Genomic DNA, 22,023 nt, shown 5'->3' with positions numbered 1-22,023 from the left:
GAGACGTCCATGAGAAAATACATCGCTTTACTTGCCGGATTGATGTTGTCAGCCTTTGCCGAAGCCAAGGTGCTTGTGGTGTCTGATATTGATGACACGTTGAAGGTGTCCCACGTGTTGTCCAAGAAGGGGGCGGCAACCTCGTTCGCTGACGATGACAGCCGCTTTGTGGGTATGTCGGAAATCTTCCAGATGTTAAATCTGCAGCATGAAGACATTGAATTCCATTATGTGTCTTTGGCGCCAAAGCTTTTGATGAATGAGCAGCACACGGATTTCCTGGAGGAAAACGGCTTCCCGATCACGAAGCTGCACATGAACTCGGGTATCAAGCAGGATCCAGAGTTGAAACAAAAAGTCATCCGCAAGGTGCTTGCTGAAACTAATCCGGAAGTCGTGATCTATTTCGGCGACAACGGTCAGTTCGATGCGGTTGTTTATGACCAGATGGTCAAAGAGTTTCCGCACATCCCGGCGGTCAGCTATATCCGCGAAGCTTACTCAAAGCTCGATCGTTCCAAGTTCCCAACAATGGAAGGCCAGATTGGCTTCGTGACCAGTGTTGAGGTAGCGATTGACCTGATTTCAAAAGGTCTTTTGATGAAGAAGGCTTATGGCCCGATTGAGCAGATCGTTTACAAGCGCATGAAGAAAGACGACAAAGACGAAAAGTTCGGTCCCATGGTCTTCCCATGGTGGCAGGACTGCCGCGACTTCAAATGGCAGTGGGATGTTGCAAACCCTTCCGTTAAATTGCAAAAGATCCGGGCCGTTATCGCTGAAAGATGTGGTTAGGACCATGAACAAGTCCTCTTTGTTCATTCTAGCTTTGAGTGCCTCCACAATATTGGGGGCGTGCTCGTTTCAAAAGGATCCTAGTAAGCCAACCAAAGTGGTTGAGGTTGTTGAGGTGCCTAAAGAAGTGAAGGTGGGGATGACGAAGGAGGAGATTTACGAAGACATTTCAAAATCCTCGGAATTGAAATTTCCCGATAAGTTGAAAGTTGCTGATAAGCTCGATGATGAAGAAATGTTCTTGAAGCTTTTGGATGAAGTCGATTTCTTTAATGTGAACGAGGTCGGTGAAGATGGACTGACTGCTCTCCAGTTGTTCCTTAGGGAAGATGTGGAAATAGGGCATGTCATGAGTTTGTTGCGCAAGGGTGCCTCTTTATACGTGCCGATAGCTGGAACTGAGTACACTGGTTTTGACTTCCTGAAAAAGAAGAATAATGAGTGGAATGAAGTTCGATCGCAACTTCCTTTCAATGATCTTTATCTATATGAAAATACCAGTTTGTATTCTCTAGAGGCTCTGTATGAGAGTTATGATCGAACTAGATTTCCGATGCTGAAGCATTTGCCTGGAAAGCAACCACTTATTTGTCAAACGTTGGGTTATGCAAGAGCATACCGTGATTTTGAAGCTATAGATGTGAAGAGAGTAAAGTTTTTTGATCTTTTACAGGTGATTGAAGAGCGCGAGGGAATATTTGAGGTTAAAGATCCATTTGCTTTTGTTAAAGCAGCCTTTGTTATGGAAGATATAGGTGCATTTGATTTCTTTTTGAAAAAGCTTGGAAGAGATTTGAGTAAGGAAGAAAGGCTAAAACTGATTGAAACTTTTGATGAGGCGACTTTGTATTGGGTGCGAGATGCTCATCACTTTTTGTCTTTTTCCGAGGCTGAGATTGTTGTTGTCGGGGAGCAGATTCTAAAAAATGTTGAAAAAAAGAAGATTAAAAAAATGATGCAAGAAGTTCAGTCTTCCTCTGTTCTCGACATGCTTATTAAGAAACACCCGTCGGCCTATGCTGTGGCATATGATCGGATAAGGACCGAAGAATTTAATCCCTATTTTGATGATGAATGTGCGGCATGTGAGGTAAGAAACTCTATCAAGAGACGTGAAAATACTAGTATTGAGAAAAAGCCTTCAGATTTGATAAGAATTGAATGCGCTGATTAAAAAAAGGGGCTTTACAGCCCCTTTTTTATTTGTATCCGCTGCCAGATCTGGATGGTTGCATTGGCGGCGGTGGAGGCTGCGGTCTGCTATTTGATCTGAAGACTTCGGGTTGGGTCACGGACTTGGTACCCTTGCTACCAGTACAGAAATCCAATTCGATATCACATGCATTGGCCATAGACTTACAGAAAGCTTCACCTTCGGGAACATTTTTCATGAACGAATTTAGCAGCGGGTCTCCTTGTCCATGTTGCATGCGATTGATTTCCTGTAGGCATTCACGAAGTCCATTGGACTTATCTCCTGATGCCACAAGTTGTTTTGAATCCTTTTTTTTCTCTCCAGAGACATCATATTCTGAAGGAAACGCATGGCTCAAACGCTCTTTGAACTTTGTCCTTTTGTCGCTAAAAGACATATTGGGATAAAGGGGATATTCCTTGCCGAACTCCGCATCCTTCATACTTTTTCTTGGATCTGGACTGCCAGTCAGTAGGTAGTTCATGTTTTCGCCAGCTTGCCAGCCAAACCAAGAACTATCATCGAAGCCATAGTATTTGCCGACGGCCTGAACACCTTTTGGCCCCAAATTGGTGTCTCTAGTTAGGCCCGGATATATTTTTGAGCTCCAATCACTAGGAGCCACGTCGGAGTCTTGAGCGCTGCGTTTAGTTTTAGAGCGCTCCTTGCTAATGTAGCTTTGACAGAAGCCGTAGCTCCTCATCATTGATATGACATATTTTTGATAGTTTTTGCGTGCATCGAAGTCAGAGGCAAGATTGTTTCCACCTCGATCGCTGAGCTCGTAATTTTGTACTGCCACAGTTCCCAATAGAAGCAGCCACTTCTCAGAGGGAACAACTTCACGACCTCCTGCTTTGTTGGCAAAATATTTTTGAGCTCCGCAGGAGACGCATTGTAAATGCGTATTGGTACTGAAGTTGCCACTGCTGCGGCAATCAAACTCATCGTAGCCCGCGAAGGACGGGCTGGCGGTGAAAACAATGGCTGTGGCTAGTAGAGCCTTTGAGAACTGTTTCATCCTGTCTTCCTCTCGATAAGATAAACCAGTTCTCTTTATCGGCTAGAAATCGGATTTCTTGAACAATGGACGAAGGTCCAGGCCGATCTCAGTCAGCTTGGGTTCGGGGAAGTGTGGCCCGCGGTGGATCACACACAGAACTGTGGAAATCTCAGCTCCGATAGAGCGCAAATCCGCGGTGGAAAGAACCACCTGGCCGCCGGTGGTGACGACGTCCTCGATCACGCAGACTTTCTTGCCTTTGATTTCAAGGCCTTCGGCAAACTTGCAGGTGCCGTATTCTTTGGCCTCTTTACGAACAAACACACAATGGATCCCGGTTTCCAGGGACAATGCGGTGGCGATAGGGATGCCGCCCATTTCAAGGCCGGCCAGAACTTCGGTGCCCGCGGGAATCAGTGGAACCATTTGTTTGGCGATTTCACGCAGCAAAGTCGGCTGTGCCTCAAAACGATACTTGTCGAAGTATTCGTTCGAGATCTGGCCCGAGCGAAGTTTAAACTCCCCAGTCAGGTGAGCAATGTCGTAAATGTTCTTGGCAAGTTCTTGTCTGGTCATGGCGATAGCTCCTTCGCTTTTCAAAGCTAGGGCTATCTTTGACTTTCTTCAAGCCAGTTCTTGAAAGCGGGATTGATTCCCAGGACGGGGAGAGTCATGACGCAAGGAACGTCGTAGGGATGAAGCTCTTCCACCCTTTTTGTGATTCTGCTCTGTGCATCAGGGGTGTTCAAAGCCTTCAGGATCAGGATATGCTCGGAGCTTGTCTCTAATTTTCCCTCCCACCAGTACATCGATTCCATGCCTGGAATGATGTTGGCACAGCCGACAAGTTTTTCTTCAAGCAGAGTTCTTGCGATACTCTGCGCGGAAGTTTTGTCAGGGCAGGGGATATAAAACAAAATCACAACCTAGCTCCGGCGCAGTTTCTGTTTGCGCATCTGCCACTGCTCCAGGGCGAACTTGCGCATGTCTTCCACGCTGTCCAGTTCATCGACGATTTCTACCCCTAGAAGGGTTTCAACCGCGTCTTCCAGACTGACCAGACCCGCCACGATACCGTACTCGTCAACAGCCAAAGCCACGTGCTCTTTTTCTTTGATAAAGAAATCCAGAACCTGGGACACCGTCATGCGTTCCGGGATGCTGGAAATCGGAGTCACGATTTCACCGATCGTCTTGTCGTGCAGATCGTTGGAAAGAGTTTCGTGAATTTTATAGCGATAGGTCATGCCGATAATGTTATCAAGGCTGCCGTCGTAAACCGGGATGCGCGAGAAGCGCAGAGGACGGTACTTGTTAAATACCTCTTCCACCGTCAGGTTCTTGTCCAAAGCAAAGAACACAGATCGTGGGGTCATGATGTCTGAAACATAGATCTTGTCCAGCATCAGCAGGTTTTTGATGATGTTGGATTCTTTGCCTTTCAAAGTTCCCTCTTCCACGCCGATTTCGGCAGTCATCAGGATCTCTTCGCGGGTTACTTCCGGATCTTCAGAGTTTTTTGCAAAAAAACGGCCCAGCCACTCGGACATGATCACCAATGGATACAAAAGCAGGATCATGAACTGGATGGTGTAGGCGGCAAAGGGAACCAGGGCTTTCCAGTGGGCGGCGCCGACAGACTTGGGAATGATCTCAGACAGAATCAGGATCATGAAAGTCAGGGCAAAAGAGGCCACGGTGACAGCTTCTTGTCCGTATTGAATCTGAATTTGGTAGGCGATGGCGGCGGAGCCCAAGGTGTGGGACAGGGTGTTCAAGGTCAGGATGGCAGAAATAGGGCGGTCGATGTTTTCTTTCAGATGTTCAAGAAGCTTTCCGCTTCTTTTATTCTCTTTGACCAGCACCCCGATGTAAGCGGAGGTCGAAGTCAGAAGAACAGCTTCCAGCATGGAACATAAAAAAGAGATACCGATGGTACTGATAAACAGAACAATAATAATCGTCATAGAGTGATGCTTAAATCTGAGAAGTTAAATGTGACGGGCAGACGCCTGTGATATTCCATAGAGACTAGAGTGTACCACATCCGGGAAGGGACCTGTCTATAACGCAACTTGCAAGAAGTCCTGATATAATCGAGATAAAACAGGAATTTGTGAGTCATCAGGACTGGAGCGAGGGTTTTTTGACCTTTTACCAGGTACTTCTTAGACTTAGGTAAAGCTGAAAAGGAGTACTTAAGATGATCAAGAATTTGGCAGCAGCCATGTTGGTATTGGGAGCATTCATGCATGCTCATGCCGAAGTGAAAACTGAAATGGTTGAGTACAAAGAAGGCAAGACGGTTCTAGAAGGATTTCTGGCTCAGGATGATTCCTTAAAGGGGCCGCGTCCGGCTGTTATCATTGTTCACCAGTGGATGGGATTGGGTGATCATGAAAAAGCCAGCGCCCAGCGTCTGGCGGAAAAAGGTTACGTAGTTCTGGCTGCCGATATCTATGGCAAGGGCGTTCGCCCTGGGTCCCCGGCAGAGGCAGGCAAGCTTGCTGGCACTTACAAAGAGGACGTGAAGCTTTACCGGGCGCGTGAAAAGGCGGCCTTTGATTATCTTAAGAAGAATAAAAATGTCGATGCCAAGCAGATCGTGATCATGGGGTATTGCTTTGGCGGTACCGGAGCCCTGGAAGCGGCTCGAGCAGGTTTGCCTGTGGCGGGGGCGGTCAGTATCCATGGTGGTCTTGCCAGTAAGAATCCAAAAGATGTCAAAAACATCAAAACCAAGGTGCTGGTTCTGCATGGAGCTATTGATCCCTACGTGCCGCCAGCGGAAGTCGATGGCTTCATGAAAGAAATGAACGAAGCCAAAGTGGATTATCAGTTTGTGGCGTATTCCGGAGCGGTTCATGCTTTCACCCAGAAAGATGCAGGCAGCGATCCATCCAAGGGGCATGCCTTTAATGCAACTGCAGAGAAGCGCTCCTGGATCGCTTTGGAGGCCTTTCTGAATGAAGTGGCTCCAGTTTCAAAGTAATGCGGGCTGAGCTGTCTAGAGTCTGAACAATCGTGAAAATATGGCAAGGGTGGTGACGGGGAATGGCCCTTTCGCCGCCCTTCGTGTTAAAGACTTCGTTTTGAATACAAAAGGAGTCTTCTTATGAAAACAATCTTGCTGGCGGCCCTGCTTTCTCTTTCTTTCGCGGCGCCAACCTTTGCCAATATCTCTGACAATTCCCAGGACGTGGTTTCTGCTAAAAAAGGAAAAGGCAAATCCGAGCCGGCTCCAAAAGAAGACGACGGTGGTCGTGGTGAGGAAAAAGACCCTCGTGAAGAAACCTATGAAGGCAACGACCGTGGCAGCGGTGGTTCTTTCGATGGTGGCGGTTATGGTAGCGGCGGATTCGATGGCGGCGGCTATGGTGGTGGTGACGGTGGCGGCATGATCGGTGAGATCTTCTCTGTTCCGGGTAAAGGCAAAACCTATCCCGTGACTTCCAACACCACAGTTGAAGATCGTGGCGATGTTCTGGTTTACACAACACGCACTCAGGAAGACATCAGCTATGATGAAACCTGCACAACGATTTCTGTTTTGGTTGTGGCTAAGTCCACAGGCAAAGTGATCTCTTCTGACAGCAACGAATATTGCAATCGCTGGCCCATGTAATTTCTGAAGTTGCAATCTATAAAAAGAAAAGAGCTGACCTTGAAAGTCAGCTCTTTTTTTTGGTCTCAAATCCCTCGCAGGAATTATTTTTTGTCAGTAGCCTCATCGACTTTGTCTTTCACATAGTCGGCGCCTTCTTCAACGCGGTTCTGCCCTTTTTTCGCCAGACACTTCACATCGCCTTCCATGCACACGGCTTCTTCAGCACGGTTCATGGCTTTCTTTGCACCACGTTTCACGTCATTGGCGGTTGATTTTACTTTTTCAGAGACAGTCTCTTCAGCGTGAGTAACAGACATAAAACCAAACAAAGCCAATACCACGATAATGTGTTTCATTTCAGATTCCTTTCGTGAATCAAGTGTTGTCTCTATTAAAAGCAACAGCAGTGCCACGGCCAGGCTTTGTTTAATTTGAATTGAAGGGGGCAGGAAAGGATTATGGGACAAAAATCCCCTTTGAAAAGGGGATTCCTGGGACGAGTTTAACTGGCTTCAGATGTTTTCGCGCGCTTGCTTTGGCGTTCTTCCACGTAGTCCATCACCAGCAGAGCCACGGCATTTTCCAGGGCGCCGGATTGTTTGGCCGCCGCAGGTTTTTCGACAAAACCCAAAGCTTTCAACCACGTCTTTTTGTTCAGGCTGTAAATCAATACACCCGCAGAAACCAGGGTCATTGCAAGGTACACAATCATGCCGCCAGTGATCTGAAACTCTTCGCCCTTGTCTAATTGGCCAGCAAGGCTTGCGATGAACAGCGAGATCCCGACGCAGCTTAAAGCCAAAGATCCGATGGTGGACACCAGCACGAACGTTAGCGCACGCAGATGCAGCACCAGTTGCTGGGTGAAGGCGATACCGGGTTCTTTGAACAGGCTTTTGGCGTTACCGATAAAGAAAGAAATGAGGGGCAGAAGGAAGTTCATTTAGTCATCCTTTCTTTTGTACAGCATGCGCGCGATCACAAAGCCTGCCAGGGCCGCAATGCCGACCGAGGCCCACGGGTTTTCCTTCATGGTCTGAGTCAGGCCGTCTTTCAGGTCTTTGATTTGTTCACGTTGTTCGCCGGGAATTTTGCTTTTGATGGTGTCAGTCTGAGCTTTCAGTTCTTCCTGAAGCTGTTTTTTGATTTCGGCAATAAGCTGGTCGCGATCCATGGCTGTCGTCCTCGGGGCTGAAAGATGAATTTACGAATCTCTTTTCGGCACAACAGGCGGCAATGTTTAGCGTTTCCTGACGAAGGTCGGGGCGGGGAAATAAAAAAAGCCCGGTGTTTCCACCGGGCTTTGAAGTTTGAAGATCAAACTTAGCGGGACGCAGTCCAGTGCTTCGCACCTCCTGCGCATCCGCGCGAAATTACTTCTGCTCAGCTGCGCGCTTCGCTTGGTATTTCTTCGCAAGTTCTTCCTGGATGTTACGAGGTACTGGAGCGTACTTCGCGAATTCCATGGAGAACTCACCTTTACCTTTGGTCGCAGAACGAAGGTCTGTAGAGTAACCGAACATTTCTGTCAGTGGTACTTCAGCTTCGATCACGCAGTTACCTTCGAATGCAGTAGTTGCAACGATGGAACCACGGCGTTGGTTGATTTGACCAACAGCGGAACCTTGGTATTCGTCTGGAACTGTCGTCTCAAGCTTCATGATCGGCTCAAGAACAGTTGGTTTCGCGGAAGCGTAAACTTCACGAAGAGCCGCCATACCAGCGATTTTGAACGCCATGTATGAGGAGTCGACATCGTGGTACGCGCCGTCTTCCAGAACAACTTCAACGCCAACGATCGGGAAGCCAATCAGAGGACCTTTAACAGTCTGCTCTTTGAAGCCTTCTTCAACCGCAGGGATGAATTCCTTAGGAATACGACCACCGACAACTTTGTTTTCAAATTTGAATACAGCGCCGTCTTCTTGTGGAGGGAGAGGTTGGATTTTACCAACGATCTTCGCGTATTGACCGGAACCACCAGTTTGTTTTTTGTGAGTGTAGTCGTACGGAGCTTCAACGGAGATAGTCTCACGGTAAGCAACCTGAGGTTGACCCACGATAACTTCACAGTTGAATTCACGTTTCATACGCTCAACGTAGATTTCCAAGTGCAATTCACCCATACCGGAGATGATAGTCTCGTTGGATTCCTCGTCACGGTGTACGCGGAATGTAGGGTCTTCCTTACGGAATTTCTGAAGAGCTTTGGAGAAATTGTTCGCCGCAGTTTTATCTTTAGGCGCAATTGCCAAGCTGATAACGGAATCAGGTACGTGCATGGATTGCATGGACGCCTGGATGTTCTCGTCACAGAAAGTGTCACCGGAAGCGCAGTCGATACCGAACAATGCCACGATGTCACCAGCGTAGGATACGTCGATATCTTCCATTTTATCAGAGTGCATACGAACCAAACGAGGAATCTTAACAGATTTCTTGTTCACTTGATTGACGATGAAATCGCCTTTGCCCATTTTACCTTGGTAAACGCGCATGTAAGTCAACTGACCGAATGGAGTCTCTTGAAGTTTGAACGCAAGAGCAACCAATGGTTTGGTTGGATCTGGATGCAGGTCGAACTTTTCTTCGTTCTTGGTGATATCAAGAGCTTGCTCTTTTTTCTCAGCAGGGGACGGAAGATAGTAAGTAACCGCGTCCATCAGACGCTGAACACCTTTATTTTTGAATGCAGAACCGCAAAGAACTGGAACCAATTTCAAACCGATAGTGCCCTTACGGATAGCCGCACGGATCTCTTCAGTTGTTGGCTCTTCTTCCATCAAGAATTTCTCTTCGATAGCAGAGTCAACGTCAGCCAGTTTGCCGATCATGATTTGACGGTATTTTTTTGCAGTTTCAACCAGATCAGCCGGGATTTCTTCAACTAGAACAGTCTCACCGGATTCACCTTGGTTGATGTAAGCTTTCATGTCAGTCAGGTCAACGTGACCTCTGTGCTGATCTTCCAGACCGATTGGGATCTGGATCATAACTGCGTTCAAACGCAATTTTTCGATCAAAGCATCAGTAACACGGTATGGGTTGGCACCTTGACGGTCCAATTTGTTCACGAATGCCAAACGAGGAACGTTGTAACGTTTCATCTGACGGTCAACAGTGATGGACTGAGATTGAACGCCGGCAACACCGCAAAGCAACAGGATCGCACCGTCTAGAACGCGAAGAGAACGTTCAACTTCAACTGTGAAGTCCACGTGCCCCGGTGTATCGATCAAATTGATTGTGTAATCCTTCCACTGAACCTGAGTTGCAGCAGACTGGATGGTGATCCCTTTTTCTCTCTCTAGATCCATGGAGTCCATTGTTGCACCGACGCCGTCTTTTCCACGAACTTCGTGGATGGCGTGGATTCTTCCTCCATAGAACAGAATACGCTCAGAAGTTGTGGTTTTCCCGGAGTCGATGTGCGCCGAGATACCAATGTTTCTGACCATATCAATATTCCACTTTTTGGACATATCTTTACCCTTCGTTTATATGGTTTTAATCGCTGTTATTATTAGCAAAAATTAAACAAATTTTATGAAAGTACTCGAATTATCATCAAATACTACTAAGTGCAAAAAAAGATTCTAGGCCAGAATCCCAACGCACCGCATCCTCGAGAGGCCTGGCTGACGGGCCCCCTCTGAGTAGCGTAGACTGATCGGCACTATGAGCGATCTTCTTCAGCTTTTAAAAGCGAACTTTCCTTTTACTTCTTTCCGGGGCGAGCAGGAGCAAATCCTGCATAAAGTTTGGGCAAACCAGAACCTACTGGCTTTAATGCCCACCGGAATGGGAAAAAGCCTCTGCTTTCAGTTTCCAGCAAAGACCCGCGAGGGCCTGGTGGTCGTCATATCGCCGCTGATCGCTTTGATGCAGGATCAGGTTTTCAAGGCCCAGGAGCTGGGGATCAGTGCCACGTTCCTAAGTTCCACTTTGAGCCGGGATGAACGCGAGTCTCGCCAGAACCGCCTGGCCAAAGGCGACTTCAAGCTGATCTATGTGACCCCGGAACGCTTCCGTAAACCTGAGTTTCTTCAGGCTATTGAAAAACGGGCCATTCAACTTTTGGCCGTGGACGAGGCTCACTGTATTTCCCAATGGGGGCATGACTTCCGCCCGGACTATTCCCGGGTCGGGGAGTTCCGCGCCCTTTTGGGCAATCCGCCGACTTTGGCGCTGACGGCCACGGCGACGCCCGAGGTTCAAAAAGACATCCTGAAAAAACTGAACATGGAAGACGCCCTGATCATTTCCGCGGGGATTGAACGTCCGAACCTGGCCCTGAATGTTCACGACATCTATGGAATCGATGAAAAGATCCGGGCCATCGTGGGACTTCGTCATCTGACACCAGGAACGGCGATCATTTATTGTTCTTTGATTCAGACGCTGAAGAAAGTTTCGTCTGCGTTGAACCGACTGGGCATGGCGCATCTGGTGTATCACGGCGATTTGCCGCCGCAGGATCGCAAGCGCAATCAGAAAGCCTTCCAGACTGATGAAGCTCCGCTGATGATCGCGACGCCCGCTTTCGGGTTGGGTATTGATAAAAGCAACGTGCGCCTGTTGATTCATGCCGAAACCCCGAACTCTTTGGAATCCTATTTTCAGGAAGTCGGTCGTGCCGGTCGAGACGGGGCCGAGTCATCTTGTCATCTGCTTTATGACCAGGACGATGTCAGCATTCAGATGGAGTTTTTGAAATGGTCTCACCCCGAGCCTGATTTCATCCGCAAAATCTATCAACTGATAGAAGACAAAAGAATGCAGGTTGATCAGGGTGGATTTGACTTCCTTCGTGAACAAATGAATTTTAGAAATCGCCGGGACTTCCGGTCCGAAGCCGCAGTCAGTATTCTGGAGCGCTGGGGCTGTCTGCAAAAGTCCGACGACCCGTTTCCCTTTGCTTGCGTGCAGGCACCAACGGACGAGCAGTTCCTGGCCGAAAACGGCGAAGCTATTTTGCGCGCCCAGAACACCAAACTTTTGCAGATGGTGCAGTGGGCGAATCAGGACAGCGAGTGCCGCATGAATCGCATCTATGCTTACTTTGGGCATGAACACACTGAACCGTGTGGGAAATGCGATATCTGCAAACGATAGAACTGGGGAGGTTGTTATGAGAGCTGGTTTGGTGTTTCTTGGATCGCTTTTGATTTCGCTTTCTGCGGGGGCGAAGCAACTTCCTTTGGAAAAACTGAAAATGCCCCCTGGGTTTCAGATTTCGGTGTGGGCTCAGGTGCCGGGGGCTCGGTCTTTGGCGCAGGCTCCGGATGGCCGGATTTTTGTGGGCTCGCGTTCGGGTGACAAGGTTTATGTGGTGAAGGATGGCAAGACCAGCGTCTTTGCGCAGGGACTGGATACTCCGAACGGGGTTGCCTATAAAGACGGGAAACTTTATGTGGCCGAGATCGCGCGTATTCATGAATTTGATGCCAGCCCTAATGTGAAGCTTCCGGCAAAACCCCTGCGCGCTTTGCCGCAGACCTTTCCTTCGGACACGCACCATGGCTGGAAGTTCATCCGCTTTGGTCCGGACGGGAAGCTCTATGTCCCGGTGGGCGCCAACTGCAACATCTGTGATCCGGGGACAGATTATGCGCGCATCTATCGCATCGACGTGAATGGCACCAGCAAAGAGGAAGTGGCTTCCGGCGTGCGCAACACCGTGGGCTTTGATTTCCATCCGCAGTCGAAAGAGCTGTGGTTCACCGACAACGGTCGCGACTGGATGGGGGATGATCGTCCGCCCTGTGAAGTGAACCGCTTGACCAAAACGGGCCAGAACTTCGGTTTCCCGTTTTGTCATGGCAAGGACACGCTGGATCCTGATTTCGGCAAAGGCAAAAAGTGTTCAGACTATGTGGCTCCGGTGGTGGAGCTGCGCGCTCACGTGGCACCTTTGGGCATGCGCTTTTACACGGGCACACAGTTCCCGGCGCAATATAAAGACAGCATTATTCTGGCAGAGCACGGTTCCTGGAACCGCTCCACGCCACAAGGGTATCGTCTGACATTTGTGAAATTGAATGGTTCTAACGTGGAAAAGACGGAGTCTTTCATCGAGGGCTGGCTGCAGGGGGATTCCTCCTGGGGTCGTCCGGTTGACGTGGAAGTTCTGCCCGATGGGGCTATGCTGATTTCTGATGACAAGGCGGGCGTGATTTACCGTCTGATTTATAAGGTAAAATAATGCAGGGGAAGTTGCGATCTTCAGTGGACTTTCCCGATCCGCGCGAAACTCTGGCCGAAGGAATTCTGGCCATTGGCGGATCTTTGGATGTGGGCACGCTTTACACGGCCTACAGCAAGGGTATTTTCCCGTGGCCTCAGCCGGGGCTGCCGATGCTGTGGTTTTCTCCGGAAGAACGGGGCGTGCTGGAGTTTCGTGATTTCCACGTGCCGGAAAGTCTGCGCCGCTTTCGCAAGCGTCATCCGGAAATTCATTTTTCAGTGAATCAGGATTTTCATCATGTGCTGGAGGAATGCTCCAAGCAGCCTCGTCCCGGTCAGGATGGCACCTGGATCACGGCGCAGATGAAACGCGCCTACCTGGAATTCTTCAAGGCCGGTTATTGTATGTCTGTGGAGGTCCGCGAAAACAACGTTTTGATCGGCGGCATCTATGGTGTTCTGGTCGAAGGCGTGTTCAGCGGTGAAAGCATGTTCTATCGAAAGCCCAATGCTTCAAAATTGGCACTGTGGAGACTGGTGGAAGTGTTGTCAGAGCAGGGACATGAATGGATCGATGTGCAGATGGTGACGCCCGTGGTGGCCAGTATGGGCGGGAAGCTGATTGATCGGGAGCAGTATCTGGAAATGTTAGAACAACGACACTTTCAATATGAAACAACCTAAAAGGTTCCCGGTTCAAAAAAGAACCGGGAACCTTTTGATTTATTCCAGAACGACTTTGGAAGCCTTGCCGTCTTTGATTTCGTAAACGGTTGCCGGACCCAGATATCTTTCCACCTGAATGCCGACTTTCTTGCCAAGCTTTTTGGCGTGTTCGTCTTCCGCAGGCAGCACATAAAGCGGAATGCCGGTTTCTTTGGTTTTATCCTCTTTTTTCAGAACTGTTTTTTTGATGTTCGGAATATTCCAGGACTGAATTTCAACCGCCTGCCATGCGCCGTCTTTCTTGGTCAACGCCACCGCGTATTGGCGGTGCAGATCACTTCCTAGCAGCACGATATCCTTGTCGCCGTTATTATCAAGGTCTGCGATAAAGGCCATGGGAACGCCGTTGGGTTCCACTTCCTTGACAAGACTTAAAACAGATTCCGGATAGTCTTTCAGATCAAAAGTCAGGAATTCAGGATTCCATTCAATCAGGGCTTTCCTGGCATCGGCGGGAAGGCTGACTTTTKCGGTTCCATCCTGCACGGTGATTTCTGCGGTATCGACTGCAGAGGTCGCTACCGGAGCAGCGGTGCTGCAAACACTGTAAAGAAGAGTTGCGATCAATGTTTTCATCATTTTGCACCTGTGCTTTTCTTGCTTTGGCTGCTGCTGCCAGAAGAGGAGTATTTGCCGATCACGCCCAGTTTTTTGGGACAGGATTCACCACGGGGAACCAGGAACGTGTGGTTGCCGACCTTTCCACAGTTGGTCATGCGACGGGCCCAGTAGGGGCGGGCAACACTTGGGTTGTAATAATAGATAACGTCGTTGGGGCCTTCCTTTACAGAAAGGTTGACGGCCTTTTTACACATGTCCAGAGCTTCTTTGTCTTCGTCTTTGGTGGCATTGATGTTGTTGCTGATATTGTCCTGAGTCCAGCTGAACTGGGCATCGTCATACACCACACCACAGATTGAGCTTGGGTAAGCTTCGTCTTCAGAGCGGGACAAAACAACCTTGTTCACGGCCACCATGCCTTCGAAGGACTCTCCGCGGGTTTCATGGTAGCAGTTGCAAATCATGCAAGTGGTGGCGGATTGTCTTTTGTTGCAGGTCATGGATGCAGCAAATGCAGACGAGTTTATAAGTGACACACAGGCAATTATGAAAAGGGCAACGATCTGTATTTTCATTGTTCTTATTTTATATGGGAAGTTTTGAATTTGAAGAATTCTTTGTTTTCCCCCTCGACCTTAAGTGAATATGTGTTCCGAATCTTGGTCCAAAGTCCTGCTCAAATACGTGTCTTATACTGAGACACTGATCGCCGTTAATTGTTCCTCGTTCAATCTTTGGACACCTTTTAGGGCTCAAACCCCGTGATATCGCGGGCATAGCCGTTGCAATCATCCTTATTGAATATAAAAACAATACGGAGGAATCCATGTCCAAAAGAAAACTGATCGCAAAGGGCCTTGTGACTTTGTCTTTGTTCACCCAGCACTTTGCCTGGGCGCAAACAACCACCACAGTTAAAAGACCACCACAATTTGTGATGTTTGCTTTTGATGGATCTTACAACAACGAGGTTTGGCAGTACTCCCGTGATTACACCAAACTTAGAAAAGATGCGGGCGTGGACACACGTTTCACATTCTTTATCAATCCGGTTTATTTCCTAAGCCCTGAAAACAAAACCTTCTATCAACCACCGGGTCAGCGTTTGATCCTGGATGGTGCTGGCAATGAAGTGGCTACGAAAAACCGTGGTTCCGCTATCGGTTGGGGCGATGACAGACGTGATATCTCTGATCGTATTGATCAGATGAATGCGGCTTATCGTGAAGGCCATGAAATCGGCTCCCACGCCGTGGGTCACTTTGACGGTGGTTTCCGCAATAAAAAATGGGACCTGCGCTGGAGCGAGGCGGACTGGAAATCTGAGTTCACTCAATTCTATGCAATCCTGGATCGCGTGTTTGACCTGAACGGCATCTCTAAAAAAGAATCCAAAGGTTTGTTGTTCAGAAACGAAATCACGGGTTTCCGTGCTCCGGTTCTGGGTGTCAGCCCGGGTCTGTGGCCGAATCTGCCCAAGTTCGGCATTCAGTACGACACGTCCAAACTGAATTTCGTAAACTACTGGCCACAAAGAAATGAATTCGGCACCTGGAACTTCCCGCTGGCGGAAGTGCCGGAACCAGGTGGTGCGCGTAAGTGGATCTCCATGGATTATAACTTCTGCGTTCGTGACTCTGCGCGCGTATTGAAGGAAGAACCTCAGACAATGCAGATCATGAAGCGTGACAAAAGCGGCAACACGGTTAAGGCCAACAAAGCCCGTGACTGCTTGAACGAAGTATCCACTGCGCAAAAAGCACAGGTTAAAGCCAATATGCTTTCAATCTATCGCAGCTACTTCAACAACAACTACTATGGCAACCGTGCTCCGGTTCACATTGGTCACCACTTCTCCAAATGGATGAGCGGTGCTTACATGGAAGCATTCTTCGAATTTGCGAACGAAGTGTGCTCGAAGCCAGAAGTGAAATGCGGTACTTACAATGAGCTTCAGGCGTTCATGGAAAAGTCCTCTGCATCTGAAATTGAAGCTTACAGAAAAGGCACTTTTGCGAAACTTCCGCGTCCTAAGTCGGCAAGCGTTGCTCGCCACCTGGATCTGAAGATCGATATGACCTCTGACCGTGACTTCATGAACATCTCCCTTGCGGGTCGTGATGCTCAGATGGCGGGTCTTAAGAAGTTCGTGACTGTGGGTGATGTGACTAAAGAAATCGACGGCACTATCGACCTGAAAGACATCCGTGAAGTGAGCGAGGCGGGTAAAGACGCTTTGGTTCGTATCTCGGTTGAAAACCGCATGAACAAAGAGATCGCCACGGCGACTTACACTGTGAAAGCAGTAGGCACTCAAAACGAAGTTGTGGACTCTGAAAACGTGGAAGGTCGCTGGGAACAAGGCCACATGGCTGAAGCTCACCGCGATGACGTAGACTTCACTAAAGGACACTAATGAATGTGTGGAAGGCAGCCCTTGCCGGGGCCCTTATCATGAATCTTGTCGGGTGCGGAGGAGACTCTGCACCTTCGGCATTTGTAAACACCGATGGGACACTGACCCAGGGTGTGATTTATGGAGAGGACTCCATTCAGGAGGTTTCCACTGCGGACCGCAACACCCGCGCCAACGTGGCGCTGGTTCATTTGGACAAATGGAATGAGATCATCAAAGGCGAGGCTATCTGGACTGTGGATGAGGTCTACGGCACGGGTCAGCAGCTTCCGTGGAGTGGTCAGGAGTCCAAGGCCTTTTGTTCTGGTACTTTGGTGGCTCCGAAGTTGGTTCTGACAGCGGGACATTGTTTTACCGAGGACCATTCGTGTGAAAATACCGTATTTGTTTTTAATGACGAGCAGAAGATGGAAGGGGCCACCACTCGCAAGGGCTGGCAGTGCAAGCAGATCGTAGCTCAGAAAAACGATTTCCAGAGCGGCTTGGATTATGCCCTGGTTGAAGTGTCCATGCCCAAGGACGAAGTCGAGCCCGTAGTCATGTCGACCGCCGTGTCGGTCGTCGGGGATTCTGTTTACTCCATTGGCTATCCACTGGGCAGCCTTAAGAAAACGGCCCAAGGCAAAGTGCGCAGCGTGAATGAAATGGGGTCTTTAGAGACCAATCTGGATGTTTTCGTCGGAAACTCGGGTTCTCCGGTGTTTGACAGCAAAACTCATGATTTGATCGGTATCCTGCACGGTGGTGAAGATGACTTCCAGCCGGACAGCGAGGATGGTTCTGTTCAGATCATGAAATGCGCAGAGGACGGCTGTAAGGGTGAATTCGTCATTCCTATTCAGAAAATTCTGGCCGATATCGAGAAACAGAAGTAAGTTGGGCCATGCTTCTCATCAATACACATAAGCTCGAAAAATCCTTTGCGGGGAAAACCCTGTTTAAAAATGTCTCTTTGGGCATTGAAGAGGGCGAACGCGTGGGGCTGGTCGGTCCTAACGGGGCCGGTAAATCCACTTTGCTGAAAATTCTGGCTGGCACCATGACTCCGGACTCCGGTGATGTGACCGCGAAAAAGGGTTTGCGTCTGGGGTACCTGGAGCAAACTCCCACTTTCAAAAAAGATGAAACCATCCTGGATGCGGTGTTAAGCAAAGCTGAAGACCCTCACGAAGCCATTGGTTCGGCTTATGAGTGGATCGCTCGTCTGGAGCTGACTCAGTTCGGAGAAAACTTCCTGGTCAGTGAACTTTCCGGGGGCTGGAAAAAGCGTGTGGCTTTGGCCCGCGAACTGGTGCGTGACCCGGAGTTGTTGTTGCTGGATGAGCCGACGAATCACCTGGACGTGTCCAGTATCATGTGGCTGGAGGATTTCCTGAGCCGTGCGCCGTTTGCGACTTTGATCATCACGCACGACCGTTTGTTCCTGCAAAGAACAGTGAACAAGATTTTTGATCTTGATCCGAAAAATCCCAATTATCTGATTTCCACCACCGGTGGCTATCTGGAATATCTTGAGGAAAAGGCGATTCTGCTGGCCGGGCAGGAGCAAAAAGAGCTAGCGATGAAGAACACTCTTCGTCGTGAAACCGAATGGCTGCGTCGTGGAGCGAAAGCCCGCCTGACCAAACAGAAGGCCCGTATTGATCGCGCGGGCACCTTGAAAGAGGATGTCGAAGAGCTTTCGGCCAAGAATGCCGCCCGCAAAGTAAAAATTGAATTCAAAGAAACCGACCGCAATCCACAAAAGCTGATCGAAGTCGATCATGTCACGAAAGCTTATGATGGCCGTGTGTTGTTCACTGACTTCAGTTATCTGGTGACACCGAAAACACGTCTGGCATTGCTGGGGGACAACGGTTCGGGCAAGTCCACGTTGATCCGCATGCTGCTTCAGCAGGAAGCGCCGACCTCCGGTCGTGTGGTTCAGGCAGACAAGCTGAAGATTGCTTATTTCGAGCAAAACCGCGAAACCCTGAAGCCGAAAGAATCCGTTTTGAAAAACATCTGTCCTGACGGGGACTACGTCCACTATCAGGGCCAGTATGTATTTGCGCGCAGCTATCTGGAAAGATTCCTGTTTAATCGTCAGCAAATGGATCTGCCGGTGGAAAAACTGTCAGGTGGCGAGCAAAGCCGTCTGCGTTTGGCGCAGCTGATGCTGAACGAAGCCCAGGTCCTGATTCTGGATGAGCCGACCAATGACCTGGACGTGGCAACCCTGACGGTATTGGAGGATTCCCTGAAGGAATTCACCGGTGCTGTGATTCTGGTCACCCACGATCGTTTCTTTATGGATCAGGTGGCTTCCGACATTCTGGCATTGCACAAGAATCTGGATGGCTCCACTTCGATGGAACGTTTTGCCGGTTACCTGCAATGGGAAGAATGGTTCGAGGAACAGAAAGAACTGCAGGCCCAGGAATTGAAGAAAGAAAAGAAAGCAGAAAAGTCGGCGGGTAAGCCCGTGAAGCTTTCCTTCAAGGAAAAGTTCGAACTGGAAAACATGGAAGCCAACATTTTTGAAATGGAAGAAAAGCTGTCAAATCTGCAGATCGAAGCGGGCAAACCCGAAGTGGTCAGCCAGGCTTCCAAAGTGCAGGAGCTTTTCGCCGAGATTTCATCTTTGCAAAGCAAAGTCGAAACTGCTTATGCCCGCTGGGCTGAGCTTGAGAAAAAATCCAAAGGCCAAGCTTAATAGTCTAGGCTGGTGCATTCTTACATATTGCTGATCTTCAGAGCGCCTTCAATCATAAGATTTTGAGCAAGGAGGCTCTCATGAAGATCCAATTCGTCAATCTGGCCGTTGCACTGACGGCCGGGATGCTGATGGCATCCTGTAGTTCTTCCGAGAAAAAAACAACAGCGTCAGTCAAGACAACGGCGAGCCCCGCTGAGATTCAAAGGCTGGCCGAAGAAGTTTACATCTACGGTTACCCCATGGTTCTGGTGGAAACCAGCCGCGAGGTCATGACCAATGTTTCCCGTGTGACCGCGGATGCAGCACCGGTGAATCAGTTCCTGCATAAGGACCGCTTCCCGGATGCCAGCTTTACTCAGGTGGTCAGTCCCAATGCCGACACTCTTTACAGTTCAGCCTTTTTGGATCTGTCGCGCGAGCCGGTTATCTTAAGTGTCCCGGAAATGGGGAACCGCTACTATCTGATGCAAATGATGAGTGCCTGGACAGATGTGTTTGCTTCACCGGGAACCAGAACCACAGGTTCACATAAAGGGGACTTTGCGATCACGGGCCCCGGCTGGAGCGGCGAGCTTCCCACTGGCGTCACCGAGATCAAATCACCCACCAACACAGTGTGGATCATCGGGCGCACGCAGACCAACGGTCCCAAGGACTTTGCTGCCGTTCGTGAAATTCAGAAAAAATACCGTCTGACCACGCTGAGCTCCTGGCAGCAGTCGGACACCGAAGTTATTGCCACACCCACGCGGCAGGTCAGTTCGACAGTGGACATGAAAACTCCGCCGGTGGCGCAGGTGGAATCCATGGACGGCGTGGAGTTCATGGAAAAGTTCGCAGCATATTTGAAACAGAATCCGCCTAAACCGGAAGATTCTGCCATGGTTGAAAAAATGGCCCGGCTGGGAATTTCTGAAACCGGGCAGTTTGATGGCCGGACGTTGAGTGATGCTCAGCGGGTTGCATTTAACCGCGGAGCGAAGATGGCTCTGGAAAAAATCGTGGCCATGAACCAGGCACCTCCGGGTGTGGAGGTCAGTGCGGGCTGGGTGTATTCCTATCACATGGGGGCTTATGGCGCTGATTATGAAAACAGATCCTATGTTGCCAAGTACTTCCTTGGAGCCAATCTTCCGCAGGATGCGGTTTATCCGCGCGCTTCGGTGGATGCCAACGGCATGCCGCTAAAAGGGGATAACAAGTACACCCTGCGCTTTAGCAAGGGGCAGTTGCCTCCGGTTCGGGCGTTCTGGTCCCTGACGATGTATAATTCCAAGCAGAACTTTGTGAAAAACCCGCTGAATCGATATGCGCTCGGGGATCGCGACAAATTGAAGTACGGCAAAGATGGATCGCTGGAGCTGTACATTCAAAGCGAGCGTCCCGAGGCCAGCAAAGTGGCCAACTGGCTGCCGGCTCCGGCAGGGGATGATTTCAACTTGCTGATGCGTTTGTATTGGCCCAAGGATGAAGTTTTAAGTCATCAGTGGCGTATGCCTGGTGTGCAGCAGGTGCAACCAGCCACGGGCCTGAGTCTGCGTTAGGGGAAATAAAAAAGGGGCTCTCAAAGCCCCTTTTTCTATCTTGGTTGTACGCTGTAATTGGTGACTTCTTCTTTCGCCGTTTCATTAGGATATCGAACGGTCTTGATGTTCAGGATCAGATCCAAAACACCCTGGTCACCTTCGCACACATAGTACTTTTTGTACTTGCAGATATAGTTGAAGCAAAATTCGTTTTTCGAGAAATGAGAAAAAGAACACTGAACGTTGTAAGTGTATTCTACCGAGTCCACCACCGACGGCACATTCAGTGCCAGAGCGGGCTGAGTCGTGAATCCGGCAACGAATCCAATTGCAATCACCAGTAGTTTCTTCATCTCAAATCTCCTTGCTTCGTCCTTTATGGACTATTGTTTTTTCAGGATCAATTTGCCTGACATGGAGTAATTAGATGTCAGAGCGCCTTCCAAAACACCATTTACAAGTTTGCCATAAATAGCGGCTTCAAATTTGGAATTCAGATCACGAGCCGGTTTGCCGGTCAAAGTCAGGCGTGGTTCTGCCAGATCGGCTTCGTAAACACCGTTCAAAGTCAGGTCCGCCGTGTGGCCAGGATCGTCCGCGCGGTTCAATTCACCCATCAGACGAGGAATGGTCACAGTCGAGCCTTCCTTTACCGTTTCCTGAACGTAAAGGCGCAAGGTGATGCCCACAACACCTTTCACCGGACCGGAGTTGCCCTGATCCATCTGACCAACATAGGTGCCAGAGATCGCCGTCAGCTGCGCGCGCAGTCTTTCATAGTAAGCAAACTCTTCTTTGCCGCCGCCCGTGGATTCGTTTTCACGGGCTTTCAAAGAAAGTCTTACAATGCCTTTCGGGCCCGAGATCGCTTTGGCTTCACCCAGGATGTTGTTGCCGCTGATTTTAGCGTCCACAGTCTGGATTTCATCACGGCCCAGGGATTTGATGTCTTTTACGTTCACCAAAGTCAGGTCGCCGGTTTCTGGAGCAAAACCAACCACGAAGTCATAGCTTTCGCCAGCCGGGTTGATGCGCTTGTAAGTCGCATAAAGAGTGGAGTGCAAACGAGTGGAGCCGTCAGAGTTCTTCGCGCCATTGTCGACTTTCAGTTCGAAGAATTTCACTTCCAGATCCTGAGTGCCGTCAGCTGTCGTGATTTGGCCAACGTAAGTGCCGATCACTGGTTTGTATGTTTGTTGCAACTTTCCATTAAGTTCGATCTCGCGCTGTTTGCCGGCGTTTTTGTCCTGATCAAACGCACAGGCTGCAAGACTTAGAACTGTCGCTGCAAGAATTAGTTTTTTCAACAT

23 protein-coding genes are annotated in these 22,023 nt (G+C 49.3%); 11 read left to right on the top strand and 12 right to left on the bottom strand.

The window, feature by feature from the left end:
• The first annotated feature begins 9 nt into the window (after nucleotides 1-9).
• Together ACNQKP_RS16870 and ACNQKP_RS16865 are read left to right on the top strand one after the other, a co-directional pair.
• Nucleotides 10-795, top strand: a complete 786-nt coding sequence (locus tag ACNQKP_RS16870; protein WP_417866265.1) for a phosphatase domain-containing protein — start codon at nucleotides 10-12, stop codon at nucleotides 793-795.
• Nucleotides 796-829: 34 nt separating this feature from the next.
• Complete coding sequence (locus ACNQKP_RS16865) at nucleotides 830-1,969, top strand: hypothetical protein (RefSeq protein WP_417866263.1); 1,140 nt, start codon at nucleotides 830-832, stop codon at nucleotides 1,967-1,969.
• Nucleotides 1,970-1,994: 25 nt separating this feature from the next.
• On the opposite strand, the gene ACNQKP_RS16860 is transcribed toward ACNQKP_RS16865, so the two are convergent.
• Genes ACNQKP_RS16860 through ACNQKP_RS16845 form a run of 4 tightly spaced genes read right to left on the bottom strand, consistent with a single transcriptional unit; the run spans nucleotide 1,995 to nucleotide 4,960 of the window.
• Nucleotides 1,995-3,011 carry a hypothetical protein gene (locus ACNQKP_RS16860; RefSeq protein ID WP_417866261.1) on the bottom strand — a complete coding sequence of 339 codons (1,017 nt, stop codon included), beginning with the start codon at nucleotides 3,009-3,011 and terminating at the stop codon, nucleotides 1,995-1,997.
• A gap of 42 nt (nucleotides 3,012-3,053) precedes the next feature.
• Nucleotides 3,054-3,569: an orotate phosphoribosyltransferase gene (gene pyrE / locus ACNQKP_RS16855; protein WP_417866259.1), complete on the bottom strand. Its 516-nt coding sequence runs from the start codon at nucleotides 3,567-3,569 to the stop codon at nucleotides 3,054-3,056.
• A 32-nt stretch (nucleotides 3,570-3,601) separates the two neighbouring features.
• Nucleotides 3,602-3,916 carry a divalent-cation tolerance protein CutA gene (gene cutA / locus ACNQKP_RS16850; RefSeq protein ID WP_011163517.1) on the bottom strand — a complete coding sequence of 105 codons (315 nt, stop codon included), beginning with the start codon at nucleotides 3,914-3,916 and terminating at the stop codon, nucleotides 3,602-3,604.
• Nucleotides 3,917-3,919: 3 nt separating this feature from the next.
• Nucleotides 3,920-4,960 carry a CNNM domain-containing protein gene (locus tag ACNQKP_RS16845; RefSeq protein ID WP_417866257.1) on the bottom strand — a complete coding sequence of 347 codons (1,041 nt, stop codon included), beginning with the start codon at nucleotides 4,958-4,960 and terminating at the stop codon, nucleotides 3,920-3,922.
• Nucleotides 4,961-5,196: 236 nt separating this feature from the next.
• Between ACNQKP_RS16845 and ACNQKP_RS16840 the strand changes: the two genes are divergently transcribed.
• Both ACNQKP_RS16840 and ACNQKP_RS16835 read left to right on the top strand, forming a co-directional pair.
• Nucleotides 5,197-5,985, top strand: a complete 789-nt coding sequence (locus ACNQKP_RS16840; protein WP_417866255.1) for a dienelactone hydrolase family protein — start codon at nucleotides 5,197-5,199, stop codon at nucleotides 5,983-5,985.
• 123 nt (nucleotides 5,986-6,108) lie between these two features.
• A complete protein-coding gene (locus ACNQKP_RS16835) occupies nucleotides 6,109-6,618 on the top strand; it encodes a hypothetical protein (RefSeq protein WP_417866253.1) in 510 nt (169 codons plus the stop codon).
• Nucleotides 6,619-6,701: 83 nt separating this feature from the next.
• Here ACNQKP_RS16835 and ACNQKP_RS16830 read toward each other — a convergent pair whose 3' ends face one another.
• The 4 genes from ACNQKP_RS16830 to fusA all read right to left on the bottom strand — a co-directional run bounded on the left by ACNQKP_RS16830 (nucleotide 6,702) and on the right by fusA (nucleotide 10,082).
• The gene (locus ACNQKP_RS16830; protein ID WP_417866251.1) at nucleotides 6,702-6,956 is read right to left on the bottom strand and encodes a hypothetical protein; all 255 of its coding nucleotides are present in this window, start codon (nucleotides 6,954-6,956) and stop codon (nucleotides 6,702-6,704) included.
• A gap of 146 nt (nucleotides 6,957-7,102) precedes the next feature.
• Complete coding sequence (locus ACNQKP_RS16825) at nucleotides 7,103-7,543, bottom strand: hypothetical protein (RefSeq protein ID WP_417866249.1); 441 nt, start codon at nucleotides 7,541-7,543, stop codon at nucleotides 7,103-7,105.
• Nucleotides 7,544-7,774, bottom strand: a complete 231-nt coding sequence (locus ACNQKP_RS16820; RefSeq protein ID WP_417866247.1) for a hypothetical protein — start codon at nucleotides 7,772-7,774, stop codon at nucleotides 7,544-7,546.
• A 199-nt stretch (nucleotides 7,775-7,973) separates the two neighbouring features.
• Nucleotides 7,974-10,082 (bottom strand): elongation factor G, encoded by a 2,109-nt coding sequence (fusA, locus tag ACNQKP_RS16815; protein WP_038450965.1) that lies wholly within the window; start codon nucleotides 10,080-10,082, stop codon nucleotides 7,974-7,976.
• A 196-nt stretch (nucleotides 10,083-10,278) separates the two neighbouring features.
• Here fusA and ACNQKP_RS16810 point away from each other — a divergent pair, with 196 nt between their 5' ends.
• Genes ACNQKP_RS16810 through aat form a run of 3 tightly spaced genes read left to right on the top strand, consistent with a single transcriptional unit; the run spans nucleotide 10,279 to nucleotide 13,470 of the window.
• Entirely contained in the window at nucleotides 10,279-11,715 is a 1,437-nt protein-coding gene (locus tag ACNQKP_RS16810; protein WP_417866245.1) for a RecQ family ATP-dependent DNA helicase, read from the top strand.
• A 16-nt stretch (nucleotides 11,716-11,731) separates the two neighbouring features.
• Nucleotides 11,732-12,805, top strand: a complete 1,074-nt coding sequence (locus ACNQKP_RS16805) for a PQQ-dependent sugar dehydrogenase (protein WP_417866243.1) — start codon at nucleotides 11,732-11,734, stop codon at nucleotides 12,803-12,805.
• Nucleotides 12,805-13,470 (top strand): leucyl/phenylalanyl-tRNA--protein transferase, encoded by a 666-nt coding sequence (aat, locus tag ACNQKP_RS16800; protein ID WP_011163526.1) that lies wholly within the window; start codon nucleotides 12,805-12,807, stop codon nucleotides 13,468-13,470. The genes ACNQKP_RS16805 and aat overlap by 1 nt, the downstream gene beginning before the upstream one ends.
• A 39-nt stretch (nucleotides 13,471-13,509) precedes the next feature.
• On the opposite strand, the gene ACNQKP_RS16795 is transcribed toward aat, so the two are convergent.
• Nucleotides 13,510-14,091: a hypothetical protein gene (locus tag ACNQKP_RS16795; protein ID WP_417866241.1), complete on the bottom strand. Its 582-nt coding sequence runs from the start codon at nucleotides 14,089-14,091 to the stop codon at nucleotides 13,510-13,512.
• Nucleotides 14,088-14,609: a cell wall hydrolase gene (locus ACNQKP_RS16790; protein ID WP_417866239.1), complete on the bottom strand. Its 522-nt coding sequence runs from the start codon at nucleotides 14,607-14,609 to the stop codon at nucleotides 14,088-14,090. The genes ACNQKP_RS16795 and ACNQKP_RS16790 overlap by 4 nt, the downstream gene beginning before the upstream one ends.
• Before the next feature lie 290 nt (nucleotides 14,610-14,899).
• Here ACNQKP_RS16790 and ACNQKP_RS16785 point away from each other — a divergent pair, with 290 nt between their 5' ends.
• The 4 genes from ACNQKP_RS16785 (at nucleotide 14,900) to ACNQKP_RS16770 (ending at nucleotide 20,731) form a co-directional block, all read left to right on the top strand.
• Nucleotides 14,900-16,489 (top strand): polysaccharide deacetylase family protein, encoded by a 1,590-nt coding sequence (locus ACNQKP_RS16785; protein ID WP_417866237.1) that lies wholly within the window; start codon nucleotides 14,900-14,902, stop codon nucleotides 16,487-16,489.
• Nucleotides 16,489-17,364 carry a trypsin-like serine peptidase gene (locus tag ACNQKP_RS16780; RefSeq protein ID WP_417866235.1) on the top strand — a complete coding sequence of 292 codons (876 nt, stop codon included), beginning with the start codon at nucleotides 16,489-16,491 and terminating at the stop codon, nucleotides 17,362-17,364. The genes ACNQKP_RS16785 and ACNQKP_RS16780 overlap by 1 nt, the downstream gene beginning before the upstream one ends.
• Nucleotides 17,365-17,372: 8 nt before the next feature.
• Complete coding sequence (gene abc-f, locus ACNQKP_RS16775) at nucleotides 17,373-19,184, top strand: ribosomal protection-like ABC-F family protein (RefSeq protein WP_417866233.1); 1,812 nt, start codon at nucleotides 17,373-17,375, stop codon at nucleotides 19,182-19,184.
• 80 nt (nucleotides 19,185-19,264) lie between these two features.
• Nucleotides 19,265-20,731 (top strand): DUF1254 domain-containing protein, encoded by a 1,467-nt coding sequence (locus tag ACNQKP_RS16770; protein ID WP_417866231.1) that lies wholly within the window; start codon nucleotides 19,265-19,267, stop codon nucleotides 20,729-20,731.
• 35 nt (nucleotides 20,732-20,766) lie between these two features.
• On the opposite strand, the gene ACNQKP_RS16765 is transcribed toward ACNQKP_RS16770, so the two are convergent.
• Together ACNQKP_RS16765 and ACNQKP_RS16760 are read right to left on the bottom strand one after the other, a co-directional pair.
• Nucleotides 20,767-21,066 carry a hypothetical protein gene (locus ACNQKP_RS16765; RefSeq protein ID WP_417866229.1) on the bottom strand — a complete coding sequence of 100 codons (300 nt, stop codon included), beginning with the start codon at nucleotides 21,064-21,066 and terminating at the stop codon, nucleotides 20,767-20,769.
• Nucleotides 21,067-21,096: 30 nt separating this feature from the next.
• Nucleotides 21,097-22,023, bottom strand: coding sequence for a hypothetical protein (locus tag ACNQKP_RS16760; protein ID WP_417866227.1), 927 nt, complete (start codon nucleotides 22,021-22,023; stop codon nucleotides 21,097-21,099).

It is taken from the genome of Bdellovibrio bacteriovorus, assembly GCF_048286975.1.
Classification (GTDB): domain Bacteria; phylum Bdellovibrionota; class Bdellovibrionia; order Bdellovibrionales; family Bdellovibrionaceae; genus Bdellovibrio; species Bdellovibrio bacteriovorus_H.
Note: the sequence above shows the minus strand (reverse complement) of the source record. Positions and strands in the feature narration are given on the sequence as shown.